Here is a 25,876-nt window from a genome sequence, read left to right on the forward strand (position 1 = left end):
TCAGTTTTTGGAAAAGTTTTGCAAATGGAGACAGCGATGAAACGAGTTGAAATTTTTACCGATGGTTCTTGTTTAGGTAATCCAGGCAAAGGTGGAATTGGTGTACTGCTACGTTACAAAGGGCACGAAAAAACTTTGAGTAAAGGTTATCAGCTCACGACTAATAACCGTATGGAACTGCGGGCGGTAATCGAGGCACTTTCAATGTTAAAAGAGCCTTGTCAAGTGGTGCTTTCAAGCGACAGCCAATATATGAAAAATGGTATCGAGAAATGGATGCACAACTGGAAACGCAATAACTGGAAAACTAGCAACAAAACGCCTGTAAAAAACCAAGATTTGTGGGTACAGCTCGACCAAGCGATTGCCCAACATCAACTTGAGTGGCAATGGGTCAAAGGGCATTCTGGGCATCGTGAAAATGAAATCTGCGATGAATTAGCACGTTTAGGGGCAAACCATCCTACCTTAATTGATGACGGCTATCAGCCTGAATAATCATCTCTCTGCAAACGATTTCGTGATGTAGATCACAATTCTGAATTTTCCTTTTGTCGATTTATTGACAAGCTTTTGGCGGATGTTATGATGCTTTCAATCCATTTTTGAGTTGAGTTTTGATAGATTCACTTCAAAATGGTGCTAAAAGCAAAACATGATATCCCATCATTTTTTGAGATAAAGTTCAATCAGCTATGTAAAAACGGTGCTAATACCTTAATATAGCTAAGCGTTTCATCTGAAAACGCACCTTCATCTGATCCAAGAGGAGAACTCAAATGAAATTTAACAAACTTGCACTTGCAACATTATGCTTTGGTATGTCAGCGTCTGTGTTAGCAGCTGATTACGAATTTTCTTTTGGTATGACCGCAGGGACTAACCAAAATGAATACAAAGCAGCAGAACTTTTTGCAAAAGAAGTGAAAGAAAAATCTAACGGTAAAATCGAGATCAAACTTTATCCAGATGCACAATTAGCGAAAAATGACGTTGAGTCAATGAAGCAATTAAAAGATGGTGCAATGGATTTCACTTTTGCAGAGTCTTCTCGCTTTAGTGAAGTGGGTCACCCAATTTCTCAAGTCTATGCACTTCCATATTTAGTGCCTGATTTCGAAACCATGAAAAAAGCATTAAATGAAACCAATGTGGGTAAAGAGCTTTTAGCGAACTTGAAAAAAGATAAAATCGTTGTTTTATCACAAGCTTATAACGGTACTCGTCAAACTACATCAAACCGTGCAATCAACTCTTTAGCGGATATGAAGGGCTTAAAATTACGTGTTCCAGGCGCACCATCTAACGTAGCTTATGCAAAATACACTGGTGCGGCATCAACACCAATGGCATTCTCTGAAGTTTATCTTGCATTACAAACAAATGCGGTAGATGCTCAAGAAAACCCATTGCCAACAATCAACGATAAAAAATTCTACGAAGTACAAAAATACTTAGCGATGACTAACCACATCTTAAATGACCAACTCTATTTAATGAGTGGTGATGCTTATGATGAATTACCAGCAGACTTACAAAAAGTGGTTAAAGATGCGGCAGAAAAAGCAGCAGAATTCCATACTGGTTTATTCAAAGAGGGTGAAGCGAAGTTAGTGGATTACTTCAAATCAAAAGGCGTAACAGTAACTATGCCTAAACTTGATGAGTTTAAAGCAGCGTTAAAACCTTACCACGATGAATTTGCTGAAAAACATGGTGAAGCTGGTAAAAAAGCGATTGCTGAAATCAACGCACTTTCAAAATAATTTAATTTCACAGCCTTAGCCTATGTGCTAAGGCTGCTTTTTAAATATTGTCGATTTTGGAGTATTTATGAAAATCATCAATAAATTGGAAGAGTGGATAGGCGGTTCTTTATTTATCCTCATCTTTTTGATCTTAATTGCTCAAATTCTTGCCAGACAAGTATTTCATAGCCCGTTAAACTGGAGTGAAGAACTTGCGAGATTACTTTTCGTTTATGTCGGCATGCTCGGAATTAGTGTTGGTATCCGTAATCAACAACACGTTTTTATTGACTTTATTACAAACCTATTTCCAGAAAAAGTAAAAAAAGTGGCAAATAGTTTTGTGCAACTCATTATTTTTATCTGTCTAATTTCTTTTATTCATTTTGGTATTAAACTTTTCTTTAAAGCTGAAAATAATATTTTTACATTAGGCATCTCAGAAAAATGGATGTACGGTAGCTTGCCTTTAATTGCTTGTTTAATGTTATTCCGTTTTTTCCAAGCGCAATACGAAAACTTTAAAAATGGCTTGTCTTACTTACCGGCAACGCTTTTTGTGATCTTGACGGTATTAGCGCTTGCAACGCTCTATTTTGCACCAGATTTCTTTAAAATTTTCCGTATTTCAGACTATGTGAAATTTGGAAAAAATGCAGTTTACATTACCTTAGCTTTCTGGCTGATCATTATGTTTATCGGAACACCAGTAGGCTGGTCTCTATTGATTGCGACCTTACTCTATTTTTCAATGACACGTTGGAATCTATCATCTTACGCAGCGGAAAAATTAGTTTCTAGCTTAGATAGCTTCCCATTATTGAGTGTTCCATTCTTTATTTTGACCGGTATTCTGATGAATACAGGGGGTATCACAGAGCGTATTTTCAACTTCGCCAAAGCCCTATTGGGTCACTATCGTGGTGGTATGGGGCATGTAAATATCGGGGCAAGTTTAATCTTCTCAGGTATGTCAGGCTCAGCCTTAGCCGATGCGGGTGGTTTAGGTCAATTAGAAATTAAAGCAATGCGTGATGCAGGTTATGATGATGATATTTGCGGTGGTATTACAGCAGCATCTTGTATTATCGGGCCTTTAGTTCCACCAAGTATTGCAATGATTATCTACGGTGTTATTGCAAACCAATCTATTGCTAAGCTCTTTATTGCGGGCTTTGTTCCAGGGGTATTAGTGACTATCGCATTAATGGTGATGAACTACTACGTTTCTAAAAAACGTGGCTACCCAAGATCACCAAAAGCAACCCTAGCTGAACGTTGCCAAGCCTTCAAAAAAGCAATTTGGGCAGTATTAACCCCGATTCTCATTATTGGTGGTATTTTCTCTGGTATGTTTACCCCAACAGAAGCGGCGGTAGTTGCAGCACTTTACTCAATCATTATCGGTATGTTTGTGTATAAAGAGCTAACTCTTAAAAAACTTTTCCAAAGCTGTGTTGAAGCGATTGCAATTACAGGTGTAACTGTATTGATGGTAATGACGGTAACTTTCTTCGGCGATATGATCGCACGTGAGCAAGTGGCAATGCGTATTGCAGAGTTTTTCGTATCTGTTGCGGATTCGCCTGTGATGGTGTTAGTGATGATTAACTTACTGCTTTTATTCCTAGGTATGTTTATCGATGCTTTAGCCTTACAGTTCCTTGTATTACCAATGTTAATTCCTATTGCAATGCACTTTGGTATCGATCTCATCTTCTTCGGTGTGATGACAACCTTAAATATGATGATTGGTATTCTTACACCTCCAATGGGAATGGCATTATTTGTGGTTGCTCGTGTAGGTAATATGCCAGTGAGTGTGGTAGCGAGAGGGGTATTACCTTTCTTAGTACCAATCTTCATTACCTTGGTATTAATGACGATTTTCCCACAAATCATTACATTTATTCCTAACTTACTAATGCCTTAGCATTAAAAATTCAAAGCCAACACAATAAGTGGTTGGCTTTTAATAAAGACTTGCCATTCAATGTTGTATCTGAATAGGTATTCATTAGACTTAACCTAAAATGAGGTAATAAAATGAAATTAGCAAAACTTGCATTATTCACAGCAATCGCAACAACTGCATTTGCCGCACAAGCGGGGCAATATCCAGATCTTCCAGTTGGTATTAAAAGTGGTACAGGGGCATTGATTGGTGACACTGTCTATGTGGGATTAGGTTCAGGCGGCGATAAATTCTTTGCACTGAACTTAAAAGAAAAAGATGGTCAATGGAAAGAATTACCAGCTTTCCCTGGCGGTGCACGTAACCAACCAGTTTCTGCGGTCGTTGATGGTAAGTTATACGTGTTTGGTGGTATGCAAAAAACGGATGTTGCAGCAAACCAAATCATCAATGATGTTCACGTTTATAACCCAGCAGATAACACTTGGACCAAAGTGAAAACGCGTTCACCACGTTCTGCTTCAGTGGGTGCAAGTGCAATCGCAAAAGATGGCAAAATCTACTTCGTAGGTGGTGTTAACCACGAGATCTGGAATGGTTTATTCCAAGATTTAGAAGGTGTTGAGAAAGAAAAACAAGGTATGTACTTAGACCCATACTTCAACCTTCGTCACCAAGACTTCTTCTTCAACTCAGACATCTTAAGCTATGAGCCTGCAACAAACACATGGCGTAACGAAGGTTATTTCCCATATTCAGGTCGTGCAGGTGCTGCTGTCGCAGTGAAAGGCGATAAATTATTAGTGGTAAACGGCGAGATTAAAGCAGGTCTTCGTACAGACACTACAGAGTTAGGTACACTGGGTAAAAATGGCGTCACTTGGAAGCAATTAGGCAAACTTCCAGCACCAAAAGGTTACACAGAACAAGAAGGTTTAGCTGGCGGTATGGGCGGTTACACCAAAGGTGGTTATATCGTAACGGGTGGTGCTAACTTCCCTGGTGCACGTGCGAACTATGCGAAAGGTATCAATGATGCACACCGCACAGGTGGCTTGAAGAAAACTTTCCACAATGCCGTTTATTCTTTAGATGAGAAAAAAGGTACTTGGAAAGTGGTTGGCGAATACCCAATCAACATCGCATACGGTGTGGCTCTTCCATACGACAATAAAGTGTTAATGGTTGGTGGTGAAACTGATGGCGGTAAAGCGTTAACTGAAGTGAAAACCATGAGTTTCGATGGTAAAAGCTTAAAAGTTGAGTAATTGTAACTAAACGGAAAATGCTGAGTGTGATGCTCAGCATTTTTATTTTCCGTAACAAGCGGTCAGTTTCTGGCAATTTTTTGCAATTGCAAAACTTGTGCGTGATCTGACCGCTTGTAATGTAAAAGACAGAGAAGATTTCCCTTTAGGGGCTACGCAAACGTTTTCTTTTTTTGTAAAATACGCCGTTCTGTTTTGCCTACTTTTTGAGGTTTTATGATTGATTTTATTATTATCGGGATTATTGTTTTTTCATTACTAGTGAGTTTATGGCGAGGTTTTGTCAGAGAGGTGTTGTCATTAGCTGGCTGGGTAATCGCCTTTTTTGTAGCAAGCAAATTTTATCAGCCAATGGCACAACTCCTATTGCAGTTTGATTCTGTCTATTTGAATAATTCGGAATATCTGCGTAATGGTATTGCCGCAGGAATTTTATTTATCGCTGTGTTAATCATCAGCGGAATTATCAACGCATTATTGGCTAAATTGGTCGATAAAACAGGGCTCTCTGGCACAGATCGCGTTTTAGGTGCTGGTTTTGGGATTCTACGAGGCGTGTTTATTGTTGCCGCTATTTTATTTTTTCTCGACACCTTCACTGCATTTAGCCAAAGTGAACTTTGGAAAGAATCTAAATTAATTCCCCATTTTGATTTCATCGTCAAATGGTTTTTTGAACAACTACAAGCAAATTCAACATTTTTAAAATCAACTAATTAGAGGTAGTTATGTGCGGTATTGTTGGGATTATCGGGCAATCGCCCGTTAATCAAGCGATTTATGATGGGCTGACGCTGTTGCAGCATCGTGGGCAAGATGCGGCGGGGATTGTCACCATTGATGCAGAAAATCGTTTCCGTTTACGCAAGGCAAACGGTTTAGTTAGTGATGTATTTCGTCAAGAACATATGTTGCGACTACAAGGTAATGTCGGCATTGGACATGTTCGTTATCCAACGGCGGGTAGTTCCAGTGTTTCCGAGGCTCAACCGTTTTATGTGAATTCACCTTACGGGTTAACCTTGGTTCACAACGGTAATTTAACCAATAATACCGAGCTGAAGAAGTTATTATTTACCATGGCAAAACGCCATGTGAATACCAACTCTGATTCCGAATCTCTCCTTAACATCTTCGCATACTATCTTGATCAATACGACACCGAGCCACTTACACCAGACAATATTTTTGAAACGGTTCGCAAAACCAACAGTGTAATTCGCGGGGCTTATGCCTGCTTAGCGATGATTATTGGTTACGGTATGGTTGCATTTCGTGATCCCTTTGGTATTCGTCCGCTTGTACTTGGAAAACGAGAAGAAAATGGTAAAACCGAATATATGTTTGCTTCAGAAACCATTGCATTAGATATTGTGGGCTTTGACTATGTACGAGATGTCAAACCAGGTGAGGCCATCTACATCACTTTTGATGGGGAGTTTCACTCTGCAATTTGTGCCGATGATCCGAAATTGAACCCGTGTATTTTTGAATACGTTTATTTTGCTCGTCCAGACTCCGTCATTGATGGCGTGTCCGTTTATGCTGCTCGTGTGCATATGGGACGTCTATTGGGAGAGAAAATCGCCCGAGAATGGCAAGATGTGTTGGACGATATTGATGTGGTGATCCCAATTCCTGAAACATCTACTGACATTGCTTTGCAAATTGCCAACGTGCTTGGCAAACCATATCGCCAAGGTTATGTGAAAAATCGCTATGTGGCACGTACCTTTATTATGCCTGGGCAGGCTCAGCGGAAATCGTCTGTTCGCCGCAAACTCAACCCAATCGCCAGCGAATTTAAAGGCAAAAATGTGTTGTTAGTGGATGATTCAATCGTGCGAGGTACAACCTCAGAACAGATTGTTGAAATGGCACGACAAGCGGGGGCAAATAAGGTCTATTTTGCATCGGCTGCACCCGAAATTCGCTATCCGAATGTCTATGGCATTGATATGCCAACGTGCCAAGAGCTTGTCGCTTATGACCGTACCGTTGAACAAGTTGCGGAAATGATCGGCGTTGATCGTCTCATTTTCCAAGATTTGCAAGACCTATTCAAATCCGTACAGCTTGAAAACCCTGCAATCCATAATTTCGATGCTTCTGTCTTTACTGGCGAATATATTACGGGTGATATTGATAAATGCTATCTCGATGCGATTGCAGCTACCCGTAACGACAAAGCCAAAGCACAACAAGCCAAACAAGCCACTAATTTAGAAATTCATAATGAAGGCTAGTAGTTAATCCACAATAACGCAATGGTAGAAAAGCTGATAAAGGGAATAAAAGGTAACTTTATCAGTTTTTCTTTTTTTATGAGCCAGTAACATAAATAAAATAGAATACCGAGTAAGCAAGAGCAGAGTAATAGCCAGAGCATTTGGTCTAATTGAAAGAGTGGACTGATAGCAATAAATAAAATCGCATCACCTAAACCAAAGACTTCTTTCTTATAGCACCATGTTGTCAATGGGATAAATATTGAAAAGAATAAAAAGGTGAAAAACAGGCTACAGATTTTCTCGTATAAGAAGTGGCTTTCAAAAAAGAGTAAATTAGCTAAAGATAATAATAAGATATAGGCAACATAACGACTGTCCGTTAAATAGTATTCATAATCTAACAATGATAAATAAATCAACATAAATAGCATTAAGATAATGGGTAAAGAATGGGAGGTAAATAATATTAAGATAAACGGATATAAAATAAAAAATAGCCAAGATAGTCTATTATTTTTCGGTTGTAATTTGGAATGCGCTAAACATTGTTGCAATGAAAAATTTAGCGGTATCAAACTTTGCATATCTTGATAAATTTGTTGATTTATTTTGTGTGGGAACTGTTTGATTTCTAAGTGAAACCATATCGCACAAAGTAATGAAATGCCAAATAATATCATTCCACAATACTCCCCATATCAAAAATGGGTAAATAAAGTCCAATTAAAATCGTGCCAATAATAATTCCCATCAATATCATCAATAGCGGTTCAAGTAATTGTGAAAGCATATCAATTTGGTAATCTAACCGTTGCTGATAAAGTTCACTAATATGGTTAAGCATTTCAGATAAATTACCGCTTTGTTCACCGATTGCAATCATTTGAATCACTTCATTGCCAAAAATGGTTGGATTTAATCCATCATTTAAGCGATAACCTTGCTGCAATAATTTTAAAACCAACTCTGATTCACTTGATAAAACTGGATCACTTTTCGTCTGAATAAAAGAATGTAAAATTCGATCTAAACGGATATGGGCTTGCAACATTAATGCACTATGTTGGCAGAAGAAAATAATGCGGGAGTGGGTAATAGTTTGATTAAATATGGGAAGGTGACTTAAGATGGCTAATTTTAATCGAGTAAGAAAGGGTATCTTTTTATTTAACCAGATGCTGAAAATACTCATGATTAAACTGAACATTGAAATAGTTTGAATGTTTTCCGTTAAAAACTCAGAGAGTAGAAAAAGGATTTCGGTAATAAAAGGTAATGATTTTCCTTTGCTATCATACAGTTCGGCAAATTGCGGAACGATGAAAATCAATAAACCAAGTGAAAGTGCCAACGAAATACATAACACAATCACAGGGTAAAATAGAATTTTCTTCATTTTTTTATGTAACTTTTCTGATTTAGTACGAGCCTCCACAATTTTGCAAAACATAGTCGCTAACTGACCGCTTGTTTCCCCCATTTTTATTAGCTGAATTTCTTGAGAGGGCAGAAATTTACCTAATTTTTCTAACGCAGATGAGAGAGCAAAACCACTTTCTAACTGTTGAATAAGTTGATTAATCCATTGATAAAGCGGAATATTTTGGCAATTTTGCAGCACCATTGCTAACGCATTTTTTAATGGAATCGCCGCACTGAGCAACAGTGCGATTTGGTTTAGTGTTTGGGTAATCTCTTCCTGTTTTGGGGCGGATCTAAATACAAAATTGCGGCTGATTTTGAGTTGAGAATAGCCTTTGTGGATCAGCTGTTTCTCCAGCTGAGCTCGACTTTCCGCTAAGCATTTGCCTTTCTGTTTCTGCCCAAAACGGTTTACACCTTTCCAGTGAAATTCTGCAATCATACTTTTTCCTCTTCGCCAATTACCCTTTCTACTTCTTTCATATCCGTTACACCTTCGTGTACTTTTTGTTTTGCGGCGGTGAAAAGGGTTGGGTAGTCTAAACAAGCGGTTTGTTTGTCGAAAACTTTTGCAGTTCGGCTGAGCAGTTGATAAACCCCAATTCGTCCTTGGTAGCCTTGATAACAATTGTCACAACCTTTGCCCGCACATTTGGAGCAGCATTTTCGGACAAGACGTTGAGCGATAACGAGCAGCAATGCATTGCGGATTTCATATTCGTGAATACCGAGCTGCATTAGGCGTTCAATCGCAGAAGGGGCATCATTGGTATGTAAGGTAGAAAGCACTAAATGCCCCGTTTGTGCGGCACGCAATGCCATTTGGGCACTTTCTTCATCACGAATTTCGCCCAACATAATGATGTCGGGATCTTGGCGTAAAAACGTCCGCAACAGTTGGCTGAAATCAAGGTTGATCCCACGATTGACTTGGGTTTGAATTAAGCCGTTGATCTCAATTTCGATCGGGTCTTCCGCTGTCAAAATATGTTTATCGCTTTGGTTTAGGTAACTCAATGCACTATACAGCGTAATACTTTTGCCACTACCGGTTGGACCGGTCACTAAAATTAGCCCCTGTGGTTGTTTTAACGCGGTGAGCAAGGTGGCTTTTTGCGGTTCGGTAAAACCGAGAGCGGTGAAATCAAAGTGCGTAGGTTTGTTTTTCTGCAGTCGCAAGACGATTTTTTCACCGTGATTAGTCGGCAAAGTTGAAACCCGAAAATCTAAGGTTTCAGACAAGGCAGTGGTGAAACTAAATTGTCCATCTTGTGGAAGGCGAGTTTCGCTAATATCTAGTTTTGCCAGCAGCTTCAGCCGAGAAAGAATACGGCTGCTGAAATTGTGCGATAGGTTCTGGTAAATATGCAAAACGCCATCAATTCGTAAGCGAATCAATAACTTATTGGGATATGGCTCAATATGAATATCAGAAGCATTTTTTGCCAAGCAGAATTTAAATAGTGAATCTAAAATCTGGATAATCGGATCATTATGGTCGATTTGCTCTTGCGGTTGCTGGTAATAGAGCAATTCGCCCGTGTCGTAAAGTGGCTGTTGTTCGGGCGATAACGCATTGAGTAGATAATTCAGCTCTTCTTTTGACACGATAACAGGCTCAATCGCTTTATTCAGCAAAAATGCGAAAATTTCGCAGGCGTTGAGATTTTTCTCATCATCAATCGCCAGCCATAATTTTTCGTTATTCTCTTGGAGCGGAACGGCGAGATAACGTTGTAGTATTTGTTTTTCTCGGCAGTTTCGCTGCCATAATGGTTCAGAAATCTCAAAAATGCGTTGGGTATTGAGCTCACAAGCAGAATAAGTATTCATCCATTTTCCTTATTAGCTGGGATACAAGCGGTCAGATTCTTCGTATATTTTGCAACTGAAGACGGGCAAAAATGCCCATCTCATTATTGTCTTGGCGAAGCACTTGAGCAGAATCCTGCTGGAAATAGACTGCTATCGCCTGTACAGCTGCCAGCCCAAGTCACATTGTTATTAGCGAAAGTGGGAATCAGTTTATAACTGATATTTTCCAATGTGCCTTTGCCAGCTACGGTGATCGTGCCATCGCTGACAGCGATAGATTTCAAGTATTTGGCATTGGCCACCTCGGTTTTTTCTGCTTGAATGCCGTGAGTTCCCGCCGAACATCCTGCTGTTTTTCCTAAATTATAGATACAGATTTCAACATCGGATTTATAGGAAGATGAGGCTCGAAGTAGTTCAGACATTGCCGCTTTTTGCGTATAACTTGTGTAAGAAGGAATAGCAATGGTGGCAAGAATGGCGATGATTGCAATCACAATCATCAATTCAATTAATGTGAATGCTCGTTTGAGCGGTTGGTGAAGTTTAGCCATAAAAAGTTCCTTTTAACGTGACGTATTATTTACGCCTAATTAGTTTGCAATTTATGAAAAGAAAATCGACTAGCAAAAATGATTTTCTCGATCTGTGTCGCAAAAATAGAAAATCTACCCTGTTTGTTTACACAGTGTTTTTTGCTAATATGTCAGCGTTTCAAAGGTCAAATTAGGAAAAGAAAATGGCAAAGGCACCGAAAACAGCTTATGTATGTAGCGATTGTGGCGAGGAATATTCAAAATGGCTGGGACAATGCCGTTCGTGTTTAGCGTGGAATACCATTAGCGAAGTACGTTTGGTTTCCGCAAAACAAGAGAGCAAAGGCGATCGTTTTAGTGGCTATGCGGGAGCAACCTCGGGCAAAATCCAGACATTATCGGAAATCGACTTACAAGACGTGCCGCGGTTTTCCAGTGGCTTTAATGAGTTGGATCGTGTTCTTGGTGGTGGGATTGTACCTGGTAGTGCGATTTTGATTGGCGGGCACCCAGGTGCGGGCAAAAGTACCTTATTACTGCAAGTGATGTGCGGGCTTTCGGTTCATCTTCCGACCTTATATGTAACGGGGGAGGAATCGCTGCAGCAGGTGGCGATGAGAGCAAACCGATTAGGCTTGCCCACGGAACATCTCAAAATGCTGTCGGAAACCTCGGTAGAACATATTTGCAATCTTGCCGATCAAGAAAAGCCAAAGTTGATTGTGATTGACTCAATCCAAGTGATGCACCTTGCCGACATTCAATCCTCACCAGGAAGTGTGGCTCAAGTGCGTGAATGTGCCTCATTTTTGACCCGTTATGCCAAAACTCGCCAAGTAGCGATTATTATGGTCGGGCATGTTACCAAAGATGGCACTTTGGCCGGTCCAAAAGTGCTAGAACATGCCATCGATGCCTCGTTATTATTAGAGGGTGAAGCCGATTCCCGTTTTCGTACCTTGCGGAGCCACAAAAACCGTTTCGGTGCGGTCAATGAATTGGGGGTGTTTGCCATGACGGAGCAAGGCTTACGAGAAGTGAAAAATCCGTCTGCGATTTTTCTAAGCCGTAGTGAGGAGCAGACTTCGGGTAGTTCGGTGATGGTGCTGTGGGAAGGCACACGTCCGTTACTGGTGGAAATTCAAGCATTGGTCGATCATTCAATGCTTGCCAACCCTCGCCGAGTTGCCGTAGGCTTGGAGCAGAACCGTTTGTCGTTACTGCTTGCAGTGTTGCATCGCCACGGCGGCTTGCAGATGTCTGATCAAGATGTGTTTGTTAATGTCGTGGGGGGGGTGAAAGTGACTGAAACTAGTGCTGATTTAGCTTTGCTGTTGGCGTTGATTTCCAGCTTCCGTAACCGCCCGTTGCCACAAGATCTGGTAATTTTCGGTGAAGTCGGGTTAGGGGGCGAAATCCGCCCTGTGCCAAGCGGTCAAGAACGAATTGCTGAAGCCGCTAAACATGGCTTTAAACGTGCCATCGTCCCTGCAGGTAACGCCCCGAAAAAAGCAATTAAGGGAATGGACGTGTTTACTGTAAAAAAACTGAGTGATGCCTTGGATATTGTAGGGAATTTATAGCGGATTTCTTGAGTGGATTTTATGATTAGCGTTTTTGATATGTTTAAAATAGGTATTGGTCCGTCCAGTTCCCATACCGTTGGGCCGATGAAAGCGGCGAAAGCGTTTATTGATGAGTTACTCATTGGCAAAATGTTAGCCAGAACTGACCGCTTGCAAGTAGATGTTTACGGCTCACTCGCACTCACAGGGAGGGGGCATAGCACCGATATTGCAATTGTGATGGGGATGATGGGCTATTTGCCAGATGATGTCGATATTGAAGGTATTGAAGGTGTGATCGCAAGGGTGAAAAGTGAGCAGCAATTAGTGCTTTGTGAAGCCCAGCCAGAACACAGTAAACTCATTCCTTTTGATTTTTTCGCGGATATGCCGTTTCACTACGATTTCTTGCCACGTCACGAAAATGGGCTGAAGTTTAAGGCCTTTAATAGCGATAACTTATTGTTTGAAAAGACTTATTATTCGATTGGCGGCGGTTTTATTGTTTCCGATGAAAATGTCGATAGTGATAAACAGAACCAAATCAGTGTCCCATTTCCGTATAAAAATGCCGCCGATCTACTGAAACATTGCAAAGAGCAGGGCTTACCGCTGGCAAGTTTAGTGTGGAAAAATGAGCTGGCGTTGCGTGCTAAACTGGCAATCAGCGACTATCTGGCGAAAATTTGGCAGACGATGGATCAATGTATTCAGCGTGGTTTGCATACGGAAGGGTTGCTGCCCGGGCCACTTAAGGTGGTTCGTCGTGCGGCTAGTTTACGTAGAGCACTTGAAGCAACGGATAAATTAAATAACGATCCTATGCAAATTATTGATTGGATAAATCTGTATGCCCTAGCGGTGAGTGAAGAAAATGCGGCAGGAGGGCGGGTAGTCACTGCTCCTACTAATGGAGCCTGTGGTATTGTGCCTGCGGTGCTGGCGTATTATCGTCAGTTTGTGGGCGTGCTCACCCAAGAAACTATTGAACGCTATTTTTTAGCGGCTGGTGTGATTGGCTCTCTGTATAAAATGAACGCTTCTATTTCGGGTGCGGAAGTTGGCTGTCAAGGTGAGGTTGGAGTTGCTTGTTCAATGGCTGCGGCAGGTTTGGCAGAAATTATGGGCGGTTCACCCAATCAAGTCTGCATTGCAGCAGAAATCGCAATGGAACACAATCTTGGCTTAACTTGTGATCCCGTTGGTGGGCAGGTGCAAGTTCCGTGTATTGAACGTAATGCGATTGCTGCAGTTAAAGCCATTAACGCCTGCCGAATGGCACTGCGTTTAACGTCCCAGCCACGCGTTACTCTTGATAAAGTGATCGAAACGATGTACGAAACAGGGCGAGATATGAATGCCAAATACCGAGAAACTGCCACGGGTGGGCTAGCAATTAAAATTGTGCCATGTGATTAGGCCAGTTAAAAAGCTCGTTTCGATGATGTTATCAAAACGAGCTTTTTCTCTTTCAACGTAATTATTGGTTATCTACCAATTATTTGGTATCCAATTGGGGAATGACATTGTTTTTCACTGATAACAAACCCGTGTCGGTGTAAATACCGAGCTTAGCACGGGTATCGACGATGTCGAGATTACGCATCGTGAGCTGACCGATACGGTCTGCAGGGGTGAATGGGGCATCTTCCACTTTTTCCATACTCAAACGCTCTGGTTCGTAGGTGAGGTTCGGTGACTCGGTGTTGAGAATGGAGAAATCGTTACCGCGGCGAAGTTCAAGGGTTACGGTACCTGTTATTGCTTTTGCCACCCAACGTTGTGCGGTTTCACGCAACATTAACGCTTGTGGATCGAACCAGCGACCCTGGTAGAGCAAGCGACCTAAACGCAAGCCGTTGATGCGATATTGTTCAATGGTGTCCTCGTTGTGAATACCAGTTAGCAAACGCTCGTAAGCGATATGAAGTAACGCCATTCCTGGAGCTTCGTAAATACCACGGCTTTTCGCTTCAATGATGCGATTTTCGATTTGGTCAGTCATACCTAAACCATGGCGACCACCAATGCGGTTTGCTTCTAAAATCAATTCAACAGGATCTTCTAAACGCTTGCCGTTTAATGCTACGGGTACGCCTTCTTCAAAAGTCACTGAAACGGTTTCAGGTTTGATTTCAATGCTTTCGTCCCAGAATGCTACGCCCATGATTGGCTTCACAATTTTGATGCCAGTACTTAATAATTCTAAATCTTTCGCTTCGTGAGTTGCACCGAGCATATTCGAATCGGTCGAGTAGGCTTTTTCGACTGACATTTTGTAGTTAAAGCCGTTGGCGATTAAAAATTCGGACATCTCAAAACGTCCACCCAGTTCATCAATAAAGGTTTGGTCTAACCAAGGTTTGTAGATTTTGAGTTTTGGATTGGTCAGCAAGCCGTAGCGATAGAAACGCTCAATATCGTTGCCTTTGAAAGTGGAACCATCGCCCCAAATGTTTACATCGTCTTCTTTCATTGCTGCGACAAGCATCGTGCCTGTTACTGCACGGCCAAGTGGAGTGGTGTTGAAATACGGCATCCCCCCCGTAGAAATATGGAAAGCACCGCATTGAATTGCGGCAATTCCTTCATGAGCAAGCTGCGTGCGGCAATCGATCAATCGGGCGTTTTCTGCACCGTACTCCATCGCTTTTTTCGGGATCGCATTGTAATCGTCTTCATCAGGCTGACCTAAATTAGCGGTATAAGCATAAGGTACGGCACCTTTTTGACGCATCCAAAGTAGTGCGGCACTGGTATCTAAACCGCCTGAAAAGGCAATACCGACTTTTTGTCCGAGTGGGAGAGTTTCTAAAATAGTTGCTGACATCTGAATTCCTGAATATTTGTAGGGTTTAAGAAAAGAGTTGCGGAAACGGTTGCGTTTCGGGGAACGTATTCTAACTGAAAATACGTCTAAATGGCTAGAGAATTGCAACATAAGCGATTAAAATAAGCCACTTTTAAGTGTAAAAAGGCGGAAATATGCAAAAACTTCTCGTAATTCGAAATGATAAAATTGGCGATTTTATGGTGGCTTGGCCCGCCTTTGCGATGTTGAAAAAATCCTTGCCTAACACGCAAATTGTCGCCCTTGTGCCGCCTTATACTGCTCCTCTTGCTGAGCTTTGTCCTTATATTGATGAGATTATTATCGATAGCCGTGATCGTAATGATAAAGCCGAAAATCAGCGGGTGTTACAAGCGGTCAGATCCGCAGGATTTTTTGCGATGATCAGCTTTGTATCTGACTGGTATAATGCGAAGCTGGCGTGGCAAAGCGGTATTAGCTATCGTCTCGCCCCTGCGACCAAGCTCTTTCAATTTTTGTATAACCACCGTTTAACCCAACGTCGTTCCCGTTCAGAACAGGCAGAATTTCAATACAATATGGATCTCGCTCGCCAGTTTTTACGCGATCATAATGTGCCGATTATTGAACCGAATACGCCTTATCTCACTATTCCAGCCAACGAACGCCAAGCTCAAAAGCAGAAATTGAGCGAGCAGCTTGGGATCAATCCACATAAAAAATGGCTGTTTGTGCATAGTAGTACAGGCGGGTCGGCTACGAATTTATCCCTTGAGCAATATGCTCAGCTGATGAACGGCATTCAAACCGAATTTGAATGCGAAGTGGTGCTGACTGCGGGGGCGAATGAAAGCGAACGGGCAAATACGTTATCCACCATGCTCAACCAGCCCGCTGCCATTTACGATAAAAACGAGGGCTTGCAAGATTTCACTCGTTCCCTTGCTTGTGCAGATCTGTTCATTGCGGGCTCAACAGGGCCATTGCATATTTGCGGTGCGTTGAATGTGGCGACGATCGGTTTCTATCCAAGCCGATTATCTGCTATTCCACGCCGCTGGCAGCCGATTAACGATGCGGATAAACATCTTGCGTTCGCAGCCCCAGAAGGCAAAGCGACTGAAAAGAATTTGACTCTGATTTCGATTGAAAAAGCGCTGCTGGATGTGATTCCGTTTGTGCGGAGCGTGTGGAAGTAGAGTGACTAGGGTAGGCGACAAGCGGTCAGTTCCTAGAAAAATTTTGCAAATTTTTGCCTGAAACTGACCGCTTGTGCTATCTACTAGTTGCGAGTGCGATCCCATAAGTCCGCATATTTCACAAAGGTGGAATGGGCGGAGAGAATGGCAAGAAGCAAGCCCTGTTTGCCATCTAAAAAACCCGCTTTCAAAATATACATTTTAATGAATGCCGATAATGCATGGGTAATGCCTTGAAAAATCGTGGCTTTTTTGCCCGCCCGCTCTCGTTGGATTGCCCATGCTTTGGCATAGCCTGCAGATTTCACAAGGTAATGATGAATATTTTTGTAGGTGTAATGCAACAGATCGCCTTGTAATTTGATGATGTTAGCGTTTTGGGGAAAATGCACTTTTTCGTGTACTAATTCATCGCCATAAGCCGCAAAATGAGTGCGATAGAGCCGCACCACATAATCAGGATACCAACCTGAATGGCGAATTTCCCGCCCGAAAATGTTGCTGAGTCGAGCGATTTTATACACGGTATGTTGTTCGTCATTTTTGACCGCTTGTAAAATCGAGGTTTTTAATTCAGGCGTCACACGTTCATCGGCATCCAACCATAACACATAATCGCTGGTTACATATTGTTGGGCGATTTGTCGTTGTTTGCCAAAGCCTTGCCAATTGCGATTTTCATACCACTTTGCCCCGTAGCTTAGGGCGATCTCTTTCGTTTGATCTTCACTACCGCTATCTAAAATCACAATTTCATCGACCCAATCTTTGACGCTGTCTAAACATTGAGCAAGATCCTGAGCTTCGTTTTTTACAATCATCGCAACGCTGAGAGTTGGCATAGGCTTTTCCTTTGGCTGAAAACATTGTGGGCATTCTAGCACAATCAAATCGCTTTAAAAATCGGGCTATTTGTGCTATTTTCACCGCCGTTTTTATTTCTATTTTTTATTCAAGGCAAAATCAATGTCGATTACATTAACAACCAAACAAAAACAATATTTGAAAAGCTTAGCTCACCATTTAAGCCCTGTGGTGATGCTTGGCGGCAACGGCTTAACTGAAGGCGTGCTTGCGGAAATTGATCACGCACTTGATCACCACGAATTGATCAAAGTGAAAATCGCAGGGGCGGATCGTGATACCAAGCAGCTGATTATTGATGCAATTGTGCGTGAAACTAAAGCCGTGGAAGTGCAAACTATTGGACACGTTTTAGTCCTTTTCCGCCAAAGTGAAGAGAAAAAAATCAGCTTGCCAAAGGCGACAAAGGCCATTTAATCGCTAGTTATAGGGTGGGGCTTGCCCCACCATTTTTATATCTTCATTTTAACTTTTAAAATAAGGTGAATTAGTGGGAGAAATTCCTATTTAACAAACCTTGATGACGGAAATCGGTGAGAGCCAAACCTCTACCTACTCAATATGATAAAAAAACTCTCTCTTTTTACTTTTCTCATGCTGCTCGTGCCGCTGGTGACTTGGGCAATGGGCTGGAAATGGACACTGGCGATGGATTACCAGCCATTTGATTTCGATTTCTGGCTACTCTTTTTAACCGAAACTGGCTCAACCCCGTATTCGTTAATCACTTGCGTGCTGTTTATGTTGTGGATAATGTGGTTAACCCGTAAACGCTATTCATGGCTGTTAGTTGGGTTTATTTGTGCTAGCTCGGTGGTTGGTACACAAATTATCAAAGAAGGGGCGAAAGCGGTGTTTAAAGAGCCACGCCCGTTCGTGACTGAAATGTTCCAAGGGCAAACCGCACAATTTTATGCTTTGCCAAAAGCGGAACAGTTCCAACAGGTGATTAAGGTGGCAACGGCAGAAACTGCCCCGATTGTCTCTCACCAAGCCGATGAATTAGGCTACTCATTTCCCTCTGGACATACGATTTTTGCAGTCTCTTGGCTATTAGTGTTCGGCGGATTTTTGATGGGCTTGCGTGGACAAGCGGTGGTTTTCGCCCAATTTTTTGCAATTTGTTGGGCGGGTTTGATGTTGATCAGCCGTTTGCGTTTAGGAATGCATTATCCTATTGACCTTTTCGTCAGCACGTTGATTGCGTGGGGGGGCCATCTCATCGTGTTTGGCTGGGCGGTTCCTTATTTAGAAACTTGGAAATTATTTAAACAGAGAGGGCAACAATGACCTACTATTACGGCTTAGACATCGGCGGCACAAAAATCGAACTTGCCGCATTTAACGACAAGTTAGAAAAATTGTACAGCGAACGAGTGCCAACCCCACAAACGAGTTATGAAGATTGGCTCTCAGCGGTAGAAACTTTGGTTCGCCACGCAGACCAAAAATTCGGTACGCAAGGCAGTGTTGGCTTAGGCTTACCGGGCTTTGTTAATCGTGAAACGGGCTTGGCAAAAATCAGCAATATCCGTGTCGCAGATGGCAAAAATATCGTACAAGATTTGAGCGAACGTTTAGAGCGTGAAGTTCGAGCTGAAAACGATGCTAACTGCTTTGCGTTATCAGAAGCGTGGGACGACAGTAATCAGCAATACCCAACAGTGCTTGGTTTAATTTTAGGCACGGGCTTCGGCGGTGGCTTGGTGTTTGACGGTAAAGTGCATTCAGGCAAAATCGGTATGGCGGGCGAAGTCGGGCACATTCAGCTCAACTATCACGCATTGAAACTACTTGGTTGGGACAACGCCCCAATTTATGAATGCGGTTGCGGCAATAAAGCCTGTTTGGATACCTATCTCTCAGGACGTGGCTTTGAAATGCTCTATCGAGATTTAGTCGGCGAAGTGATTGATGCCAAAACGATTATCCGCCGTTTCTATGAAGGCGAGCCGAAAACCGTGAAATTCGTGGAAATGTTTATCGAACTGATGGCGATCAGTATCGGCAATTTGATCACCGTTTTAGACCCAGATATGATCGTCTTAGGGGGAGGGTTATCCAATTTCGATCACATCTATGACGCCTTGCCAAAAGCGTTACCTGCTCACTTAATGCAAAATGCCAAAGTGCCTGCGATCAAAAAAGCGATCCACGGCGACTCTGGCGGTGTGCGTGGTGCTGCGGCATTGTTCTTAAAATAAACAAGTCAGTTCGTAGGAGCGGGTCTATTGTGTCCGCTCGTAACAAGCTTTTATCTACAAACGAGAAGATAAAATGATCACCATTACTCCCATTCCCGCCCTTTCAGATAACTATATTTGGGTGTTGCAAAAAGATCAGCAAGCGATTGTATTTGATCCCGCCCAAGCCCATCCGGTATTAGATTTTTTTGCAAAACATTCGTTGGAACTGACCGCTTGCTTGCTCACCCATAATCACAACGACCACACCGATGGTGTGGCGGGGTTGCTGGAACGCTATCCTGATTTAGTCGTCATCGGTCCGCAAGAAACGGCCCAATTTGCTAATCAAATCTTACAGCCTGAACAGCAGTTTGGGTTATTGGGCTTGTCGTTTGAGGTGATCGAAAGTGCGGGACATACCGCAGGGCACATCAGTTATTTGGTAGATCGTGAGTATCTTTTCTGCGGCGATTCGCTCTTTTCTGGCGGTTGTGGCCGGGTGTTTACTGGCGATTATTCAGCGCAATTTGCCGCATTACAACGCTTCAAACAACTGCCCGATTTTGTGCTAGTTTATCCTGCTCACGAATATACCCAAAGTAATCTCAAATTTGCCGAAGCGGTGATGCCACCAAGCTGCATATTGCTGGAATATCAAGAGCGGGCGGATATTTTGCGTGCACAACATCGCCCAACACTACCAACCACAATAGGTATCGAAAAGCAGATCAACCCCTTCTTACAAGCGGTCAGTTTGGACGAATTTATTGCACTTCGGCAGCAAAAGGATAATTTTTAACGGGCATCTCAGGGCAAATGATTATTTGCCCTGCTTTTTTATGGTATAGTTACGCCATTTTGCATTATGCATTGAGTAAGAGAGTCCTGTGAATTTTGATCGGAATAACATGCCGCAACACGTTGCGATTATTATGGATGGCAACGGTCGTTGGGCGAAACAGCAAGGTAAACTCCGTATTTTTGGCCATCAGAATGGGGTGAAAGCGGTGCGTGCAGCGGTAAATTTTGCCGCAAAACATCAGATCAAAGTGCTGACGTTATATGCGTTTAGCAGTGAAAACTGGAATCGCCCTGAAGCTGAAGTCTCGGCGTTGATGAACTTATTTATGAAAGCGCTTGATTCCGAAGTGAAAAAACTGCATAAAAATAATATTCGGCTGAAAATCATTGGTAATAAATCCGCATTTAGTAACCGCTTGCAGCAACGTATTGCCGAGTCCGAAGCTTTAACCGCCAATAACACGGGACTGACGCTTAATATCGCCGCTAATTATGGTGGCTATTGGGATATTATAACCGCTGCTCAAGTGCTTGCAGAACAAGTAAAAAATGAGCAAATTAGCATAGCAGATATTACGCCTGAACGTTTTCAGCAGGCATTAGTAACAGGTGACCAACCCCAAGTAGATTTGTTAATTCGTACTAGTGGTGAACAGCGGATCAGCAATTTCTTACTCTGGCAAATTGCCTATGCAGAACTTTTTTTCAGCCCTGTGCTGTGGCCTGACTTTGACGAACAGCATTTTGCTCAAGCGATTGAGGCTTATCAACAACGTGATCGCCGTTTTGGTGGTTGTTAAAATAGAAGGAAATTCAAATGCTTAAACAACGAGTTTTATCTGCGATTGTGATGATTGCAGTAGCATTAGCCGCACTTTTTGGGTTACCACCATTACCATTTACCTTGGCATTAGCAGGCATCATTGTATTAGGAATGTGGGAGTGGGCACAATTTGTTGGCATTAAACGTCCTGTGGCACGAGCAATTGTTGGCTTTGCGACTTTCGGCCTTTTACTCTTTCCCATTATGGCAAGCACTAACTATATTCAAGCGGCTCGTTTTTTAACAGATGAAACCACACCATTGCTGCTCCTTGGCGGTATTTGGTGGATCGTTGCCATCGTTTTAGTGACCTCTTATCCCAATTCAGCGACTTGGTGGAATAAATCCATTGCAGCAAAATTTATTTTTGGCTTCTGTACCTTAATTCCGTTTTTCATCGGCACCCTGGCTTTACGTTTCTACAACTACAATTTAGATCAATTCCAAGGCACCTATTTATTGCTTTACGTTTTCTTGCTCGTTTGGGGGGCAGATTCAGGCGCGTATTTTGTGGGCCGTGCTATCGGTAAACATAAATTAGCGCCGAAAGTTTCCCCTGGGAAATCGTGGGAGGGGGCGATTGGCGGAGTGCTGACTTCAGCCGTTATTGCCGCTATTTTTCTCAATGTTGCACCGAGCAATGTGTTTGGACGGGAATTAGCAACTGTGCCGTTTATTGTGTTATCCATGGTTACTGTAGTGATTTCTGCGTTAGGTGATTTGAGCGAAAGCATGTTCAAACGCCAAGCGGGAATTAAAGACAGTAGCAATTTAATTCCAGGTCACGGTGGTATTTTAGACCGTATCGACAGCTTAACCGCAGCCGTCCCCGTATTTGCAATTGGTTTTTTCTTTTTGTTGTAAGGCGATAATATGACATCAATTTTAGCCTTTTTTGTACTCATCTGCGTGTTAGTCTTTGTCCATGAGTATGGACATTTCTGGGCTGCACGTAAATGTGGTGTGAAAGTATTACGTTTTTCTATTGGCTTTGGCAAAGTACTCTGGAAAAAAACGGATAAGCAGGGCACAGAATTTGCATTTTCATTGATTCCACTAGGTGGTTATGTACATATGTATAATGGCGAGCCGGAATATGGATTGCCTGAAAGCCAATCAGTGAAACATAAAAGTGTATTACAGCGTGCGTTTATTATATTTGCGGGGCCCGCAGCGAACTTCTTGTTTGCGATTGCTGCGTATTGGGTTGTTTTTGCGACTGGTGTGCCCACACTAAAACCTGTTGTGGGTGCCGTCATTCCACAAACTATTGCGGCAGATGCTGGGATTGTGCCTGAGTTTCAGTTCAAACAAGTCGATGGTGCGGTTGTTCAAGACTGGGAAGAGGTAACCTTAGCACTTATTGGCAAAGTCGGCGTTAAACATGTTGAAGTATCAGGAGCATTGATTGATGAAGATTCTCCACGAACCTACACTCTGGATTTAAGTAATTGGGATATTCAAGGCCGTCGTGAGAATCCTTTAACGACTCTCGGGCTTAGTGCAAAAAGTGGTGTTGTTGAACCAATTATCAAACGCATAGTCGAACAATCGCCAGCAGAAAAGCAGGGGTTAAAAGCCGGCGATATCATTGTTTCTATAAACCAGCAGCCTTACGATTGGGCTTTTCTAATTAAGCAAGTGCAAACAGGCAAGCCTCTACATTTGGTTGTTGAGCGTCTTGGTCAGCAAAGCGAATATCAAATTCAACCTGAAAAATCGTTGAAGGAAAATCGTTATTTTATTGGTATTGAGCCAACTTATAAGCCCTTGGCTGATAAGTATCGAACCGAATTAAAGTATGATATGCTAACGGCTTTTCAGAAAAGTGTAGAAAAAGTCGGTTCGCTCATTGTTAATATTTTGCAGTTTATTGGTAAATTAATTACTGGCGATATTTCATTGACTAATATGGGCGGTCCGATTTCTATTGCTAAAAGTGCTGGAATAACCGTTGAAATAGGCTGGGTTTATTATCTGAGTTTTATGGCATTAATTAGCGTGAATCTCGGCGTGATGAATTTATTCCCCATTTTACCATTAGATGGTGGTCAGTTGCTGTTGCTGAGTGGCGAAGCCTTGCGTGGTAAACCATTGGCAGAAAAAATACAGTTCCGCTTTCAGCAATTAGGGTTTGTATTTGTATTGAGCTTAATGGCATTTGTGCTGTTTAATGATTTAGTCCACTTTTAATCTGACGACAAGCGGTTAGATTCCCGAATAATTTTACAAATAGGATTATTTAAATGAAAAAACTTTTACTTTCAACACTTTTAATTGCAAATGGTGTGCTTGCGGCTCCCTTTGTAGTAAAAGATATTCGTATTGATGGCGTGCAACCAGAAACGGGAGCAACGATTATCCAAACATTGCCTGTTAAAATTGGACAAACCGCAACGGATAATGATGTTGCGAATGTGGTTCGCCAACTTTTCTTACAAAACCGCTTCAAAGATGTGAGAGCTGTTCGTGAGGGTAATACGCTTGTGATTAAAGTTGTCGAGCAGCCGATTATTAATAGTGTTGAGATTGAAGGTAACTCAGCAATTCCAAAAGATCCTTTAGAACAGAACTTAAAAGCAAATTTAATTACGCGTGGTGAAATTTTTGAGCCCGCTAAACTTGAGTCGTTTAAACAGGCATTGATTGAACATTATCATTCGATTGGTCGTTATAATGCACAAATTGATACCGTAGTCACGAATGCGGAAAATGGTAGCGTAAACATCAAATTAGCGATTAAAGAGAATGAAGTTTCTTATGTAAAAACGATTAATTTTGAAGGCAACCAAGTGTTTAGCTCAAAAGAATTGACTAAACTGCTAGACATCCAGCCAGATGTCTCTTGGTGGAATATTTTCGAAAGTAGTAAATTTGAACAGCCTGCATATAGCCAAGATCTTGAAAATTTGCGTAATTTTTATCTAAACCGTGGTTATGCAAAATTCAATATTGAAGATGCGGATGTTAAATTCAGCGATGATAAAAAAGAAGTGAATTTAACCTACAAAATTCACGAAGGTGAGCAATACAATATTAGTGAAATTCGTATTGTTGGTAATACCGCTAAAATGGATACCGCATTAAATGCATTGTTAAAAGAGTTTAAAGCAGGGCAGCAATTCCGTCGTGATGATTTAGTGAAAATTGAAGAGGGCATCAAAGAGATATTAGGTGATGCGGGTTTTGCTTCTGCTAAAGTAGAAATTCATCCGAATTTTAACGATGAAAATAAAACCGTACGAATCAATTATGTGGTAGATGCGGGTGCTCGCCTTTATGTGCGTAAAATTCGTTTTGAAGGCAACGACGTTACCGCAGACTCAACATTACGCCGTGAAATGCGTCAGCAAGAAGGGGCTTGGTTATCAACAGGTTTAGCAAACTTAGGCAAAACTCGCTTGGAGCGTACAGGTTTTTATGACTCGGTTGAAATGTCATTACCAAATGTGCCAAATACACCAGATCAAGTTGATGTGGTATATAAAATTAAAGAACGTAACACAGGAAGCATCAACTTTGGTATTGGCTATGGTACAGAGACTGGATTCAGCTATCAAGCAGGGATCAAGCAAGACAACTTCTTAGGTATGGGCTCATCAATTAGTTTAAACGGCACACGTAATGACTATGGCAACAGTATCAACTTAGGTTATACCGAACCATATTTCACTAAAGATGGAGTGAGTTTGGGCGGGAATGTTTTCTATGAGGATTACGATAACTCAAAAAGTGATACCGCATCTAACTATAAACGTCGTACTTATGGATTAAACGGCACTTTAGGCTTCCCTGTAGATGAAAATAACTCTTACTATTTAGGGTTAGGCTATACTCACGATGTCATTAAAAATGCACAGCGTGAATATTCTCGTGAGCTTTATGTAAAATCGTTGAATATCCCAATTTCAAATAGCCCATACTATAAACAAATCAAAGCCAATGATTTTGATTTCTCATTTGGTTGGAACTATAACAGCTTAAACCGTGGTTTCTTACCAACTAAAGGTAGTGTTGCCAATATTGGTGGTAAAGTTACTATTCCTGGTTCGACCAATAAATACTATAAATTGAACGCCGATTTCAAAAACTTCTTCCCATTAAATCGTGAACATAAATGGGTGATCTCCACAAAAGTTGGCGTATCTTACGCAAATGGCTTTGGTGGAAAACGTTTACCGTTCTACCAAAACTATATGGCGGGTGGCATTGGATCACTACGTGGCTTCTCCTACGGGGCCATTGGTCCGAGAGCGATTTATCTCAATCAAAATGGGAAATTTGAATCGTTAAGTGCCGATGTGATCGGTGGTAACGCAATGGCATTAGCAAGTTTAGAATTAATTATGCCAACGCCATTTGTTAGCGATAAATATCAGCACAATGTCAGAACATCATTCTTTGTTGACGCAGCATCCGTTTGGGACACAAACTGGGATCGTAAAAAATATCCAAATTTAGATTTTGGTAACTATAAACGAGTTCGATCTTCTGCAGGTATTGCGTTCCAGTGGAACTCACCAATCGGACCACTTTTATTCTCTTATGCAAAACCGCTTAAGAAATATAAATATGATGAAATTGAACAGTTCCAATTTAGCATTGGTGGCTCGTTCTAATAATTTAACCTTACAAGCGGTAAGATTCGTAAAAAATTTTGCAAATCTAACCGCTTGTATTTAGCAAAAAGG

The 25,876-nt window shown here is 41.7% G+C and carries 23 protein-coding genes; 17 read left to right on the forward strand and 6 right to left on the reverse strand.

Annotated features, from left to right (window positions below; genetic code table 11):
• Positions 1-36: 36 nt before the first annotated feature.
• The 6 genes from rnhA to purF all read left to right on the forward strand — a co-directional run bounded on the left by rnhA (position 37) and on the right by purF (position 7,177).
• Positions 37-498, forward strand: coding sequence for a ribonuclease HI (gene rnhA, locus A4G17_RS06685; protein ID WP_123956344.1), 462 nt, complete (start codon positions 37-39; stop codon positions 496-498).
• A gap of 281 nt (positions 499-779) precedes the next feature.
• Complete coding sequence (locus A4G17_RS06690; protein WP_123956343.1) at positions 780-1,766, forward strand: sialic acid TRAP transporter substrate-binding protein SiaP; 987 nt, start codon at positions 780-782, stop codon at positions 1,764-1,766.
• A 67-nt stretch (positions 1,767-1,833) separates the two neighbouring features.
• The gene (locus A4G17_RS06695; RefSeq protein WP_123956342.1) at positions 1,834-3,681 is read left to right on the forward strand and encodes a TRAP transporter large permease; all 1,848 of its coding nucleotides are present in this window, start codon (positions 1,834-1,836) and stop codon (positions 3,679-3,681) included.
• 113 nt (positions 3,682-3,794) lie between these two features.
• The gene (locus tag A4G17_RS06700) at positions 3,795-4,931 is read left to right on the forward strand and encodes an N-acetylneuraminate epimerase (protein ID WP_123956341.1); all 1,137 of its coding nucleotides are present in this window, start codon (positions 3,795-3,797) and stop codon (positions 4,929-4,931) included.
• Positions 4,932-5,147: 216 nt separating this feature from the next.
• Positions 5,148-5,651 carry a CvpA family protein gene (locus tag A4G17_RS06705; RefSeq protein ID WP_123956340.1) on the forward strand — a complete coding sequence of 168 codons (504 nt, stop codon included), beginning with the start codon at positions 5,148-5,150 and terminating at the stop codon, positions 5,649-5,651.
• Positions 5,652-5,659: 8 nt separating this feature from the next.
• Positions 5,660-7,177 carry an amidophosphoribosyltransferase gene (gene purF / locus A4G17_RS06710; protein WP_123956339.1) on the forward strand — a complete coding sequence of 506 codons (1,518 nt, stop codon included), beginning with the start codon at positions 5,660-5,662 and terminating at the stop codon, positions 7,175-7,177.
• Here the strand turns inward: purF and A4G17_RS10300 are convergent.
• The 4 genes from A4G17_RS10300 to A4G17_RS06730 form a co-directional block, all read right to left on the reverse strand.
• Positions 7,174-7,584 carry a prepilin peptidase gene (locus A4G17_RS10300; RefSeq protein WP_236940993.1) on the reverse strand — a complete coding sequence of 137 codons (411 nt, stop codon included), beginning with the start codon at positions 7,582-7,584 and terminating at the stop codon, positions 7,174-7,176. The two genes, purF and A4G17_RS10300, sit on opposite strands and share 4 nt — an antisense overlap.
• 254 nt (positions 7,585-7,838) lie before the next feature.
• Complete coding sequence (locus tag A4G17_RS06720; protein WP_123956337.1) at positions 7,839-9,026, reverse strand: type II secretion system F family protein; 1,188 nt, start codon at positions 9,024-9,026, stop codon at positions 7,839-7,841.
• Positions 9,023-10,417 carry a GspE/PulE family protein gene (locus A4G17_RS06725; protein WP_123956336.1) on the reverse strand — a complete coding sequence of 465 codons (1,395 nt, stop codon included), beginning with the start codon at positions 10,415-10,417 and terminating at the stop codon, positions 9,023-9,025. Before A4G17_RS06725 ends, A4G17_RS06720 begins: the two co-directional genes overlap by 4 nt.
• A gap of 83 nt (positions 10,418-10,500) precedes the next feature.
• Positions 10,501-10,953, reverse strand: a complete 453-nt coding sequence (locus A4G17_RS06730; protein ID WP_123956335.1) for a pilin — start codon at positions 10,951-10,953, stop codon at positions 10,501-10,503.
• Between the two features lie 185 nt (positions 10,954-11,138).
• Here A4G17_RS06730 and radA point away from each other — a divergent pair, with 185 nt between their 5' ends.
• Both radA and A4G17_RS06740 read left to right on the forward strand, forming a co-directional pair.
• Positions 11,139-12,518, forward strand: a complete 1,380-nt coding sequence (gene radA / locus A4G17_RS06735; RefSeq protein WP_123956334.1) for a DNA repair protein RadA — start codon at positions 11,139-11,141, stop codon at positions 12,516-12,518.
• A gap of 21 nt (positions 12,519-12,539) precedes the next feature.
• Positions 12,540-13,919: an L-serine ammonia-lyase gene (locus A4G17_RS06740; protein WP_123956333.1), complete on the forward strand. Its 1,380-nt coding sequence runs from the start codon at positions 12,540-12,542 to the stop codon at positions 13,917-13,919.
• Positions 13,920-13,998: 79 nt separating this feature from the next.
• Here A4G17_RS06740 and argG read toward each other — a convergent pair whose 3' ends face one another.
• A complete protein-coding gene (gene argG, locus A4G17_RS06745) occupies positions 13,999-15,330 on the reverse strand; it encodes an argininosuccinate synthase (RefSeq protein WP_123956332.1) in 1,332 nt (443 codons plus the stop codon).
• Positions 15,331-15,485: 155 nt separating this feature from the next.
• Between argG and A4G17_RS06750 the strand changes: the two genes are divergently transcribed.
• A complete protein-coding gene (locus A4G17_RS06750; RefSeq protein ID WP_123956331.1) occupies positions 15,486-16,511 on the forward strand; it encodes a glycosyltransferase family 9 protein in 1,026 nt (341 codons plus the stop codon).
• 83 nt (positions 16,512-16,594) lie between these two features.
• Here the strand turns inward: A4G17_RS06750 and A4G17_RS06755 are convergent, their stop codons facing one another.
• Positions 16,595-17,353 (reverse strand): glycosyltransferase family 2 protein, encoded by a 759-nt coding sequence (locus A4G17_RS06755; protein ID WP_123956330.1) that lies wholly within the window; start codon positions 17,351-17,353, stop codon positions 16,595-16,597.
• Between the two features lie 124 nt (positions 17,354-17,477).
• On the opposite strand from A4G17_RS06755, the gene yhbY reads away from it, so the two are divergent.
• The 8 genes from yhbY (at position 17,478) to bamA (ending at position 25,804) form a co-directional block, all read left to right on the forward strand.
• Positions 17,478-17,792 carry a ribosome assembly RNA-binding protein YhbY gene (yhbY, locus tag A4G17_RS06760; RefSeq protein ID WP_123956329.1) on the forward strand — a complete coding sequence of 105 codons (315 nt, stop codon included), beginning with the start codon at positions 17,478-17,480 and terminating at the stop codon, positions 17,790-17,792.
• Between the two features lie 144 nt (positions 17,793-17,936).
• Positions 17,937-18,665: a phosphatase PAP2 family protein gene (locus tag A4G17_RS06765; protein WP_123956328.1), complete on the forward strand. Its 729-nt coding sequence runs from the start codon at positions 17,937-17,939 to the stop codon at positions 18,663-18,665.
• A complete protein-coding gene (gene nagK / locus A4G17_RS06770; RefSeq protein ID WP_123956327.1) occupies positions 18,662-19,579 on the forward strand; it encodes an N-acetylglucosamine kinase in 918 nt (305 codons plus the stop codon). The genes A4G17_RS06765 and nagK overlap by 4 nt, the downstream gene beginning before the upstream one ends.
• Before the next feature lie 73 nt (positions 19,580-19,652).
• Positions 19,653-20,360 (forward strand): hydroxyacylglutathione hydrolase, encoded by a 708-nt coding sequence (gloB, locus tag A4G17_RS06775; protein WP_123956326.1) that lies wholly within the window; start codon positions 19,653-19,655, stop codon positions 20,358-20,360.
• 88 nt (positions 20,361-20,448) lie between these two features.
• Positions 20,449-21,162, forward strand: coding sequence for a polyprenyl diphosphate synthase (gene uppS / locus A4G17_RS06780; protein WP_207948542.1), 714 nt, complete (start codon positions 20,449-20,451; stop codon positions 21,160-21,162).
• A gap of 17 nt (positions 21,163-21,179) precedes the next feature.
• Positions 21,180-22,049, forward strand: a complete 870-nt coding sequence (locus A4G17_RS06785; RefSeq protein ID WP_123956324.1) for a phosphatidate cytidylyltransferase — start codon at positions 21,180-21,182, stop codon at positions 22,047-22,049.
• Positions 22,050-22,058: 9 nt separating this feature from the next.
• The gene (gene rseP, locus A4G17_RS06790) at positions 22,059-23,378 is read left to right on the forward strand and encodes an RIP metalloprotease RseP (RefSeq protein WP_123956323.1); all 1,320 of its coding nucleotides are present in this window, start codon (positions 22,059-22,061) and stop codon (positions 23,376-23,378) included.
• A 53-nt stretch (positions 23,379-23,431) separates the two neighbouring features.
• On the forward strand, positions 23,432-25,804 hold the full coding sequence (bamA, locus tag A4G17_RS06795; protein ID WP_123956322.1) for an outer membrane protein assembly factor BamA: 2,373 nt from the start codon (positions 23,432-23,434) through the stop codon (positions 25,802-25,804).
• The last annotated feature ends 72 nt before the right edge of the window (positions 25,805-25,876 follow it).

The sequence above is a fragment of the Frederiksenia canicola genome, assembly GCF_011455495.1.
GTDB lineage: Bacteria > Pseudomonadota > Gammaproteobacteria > Enterobacterales > Pasteurellaceae > Frederiksenia > Frederiksenia canicola.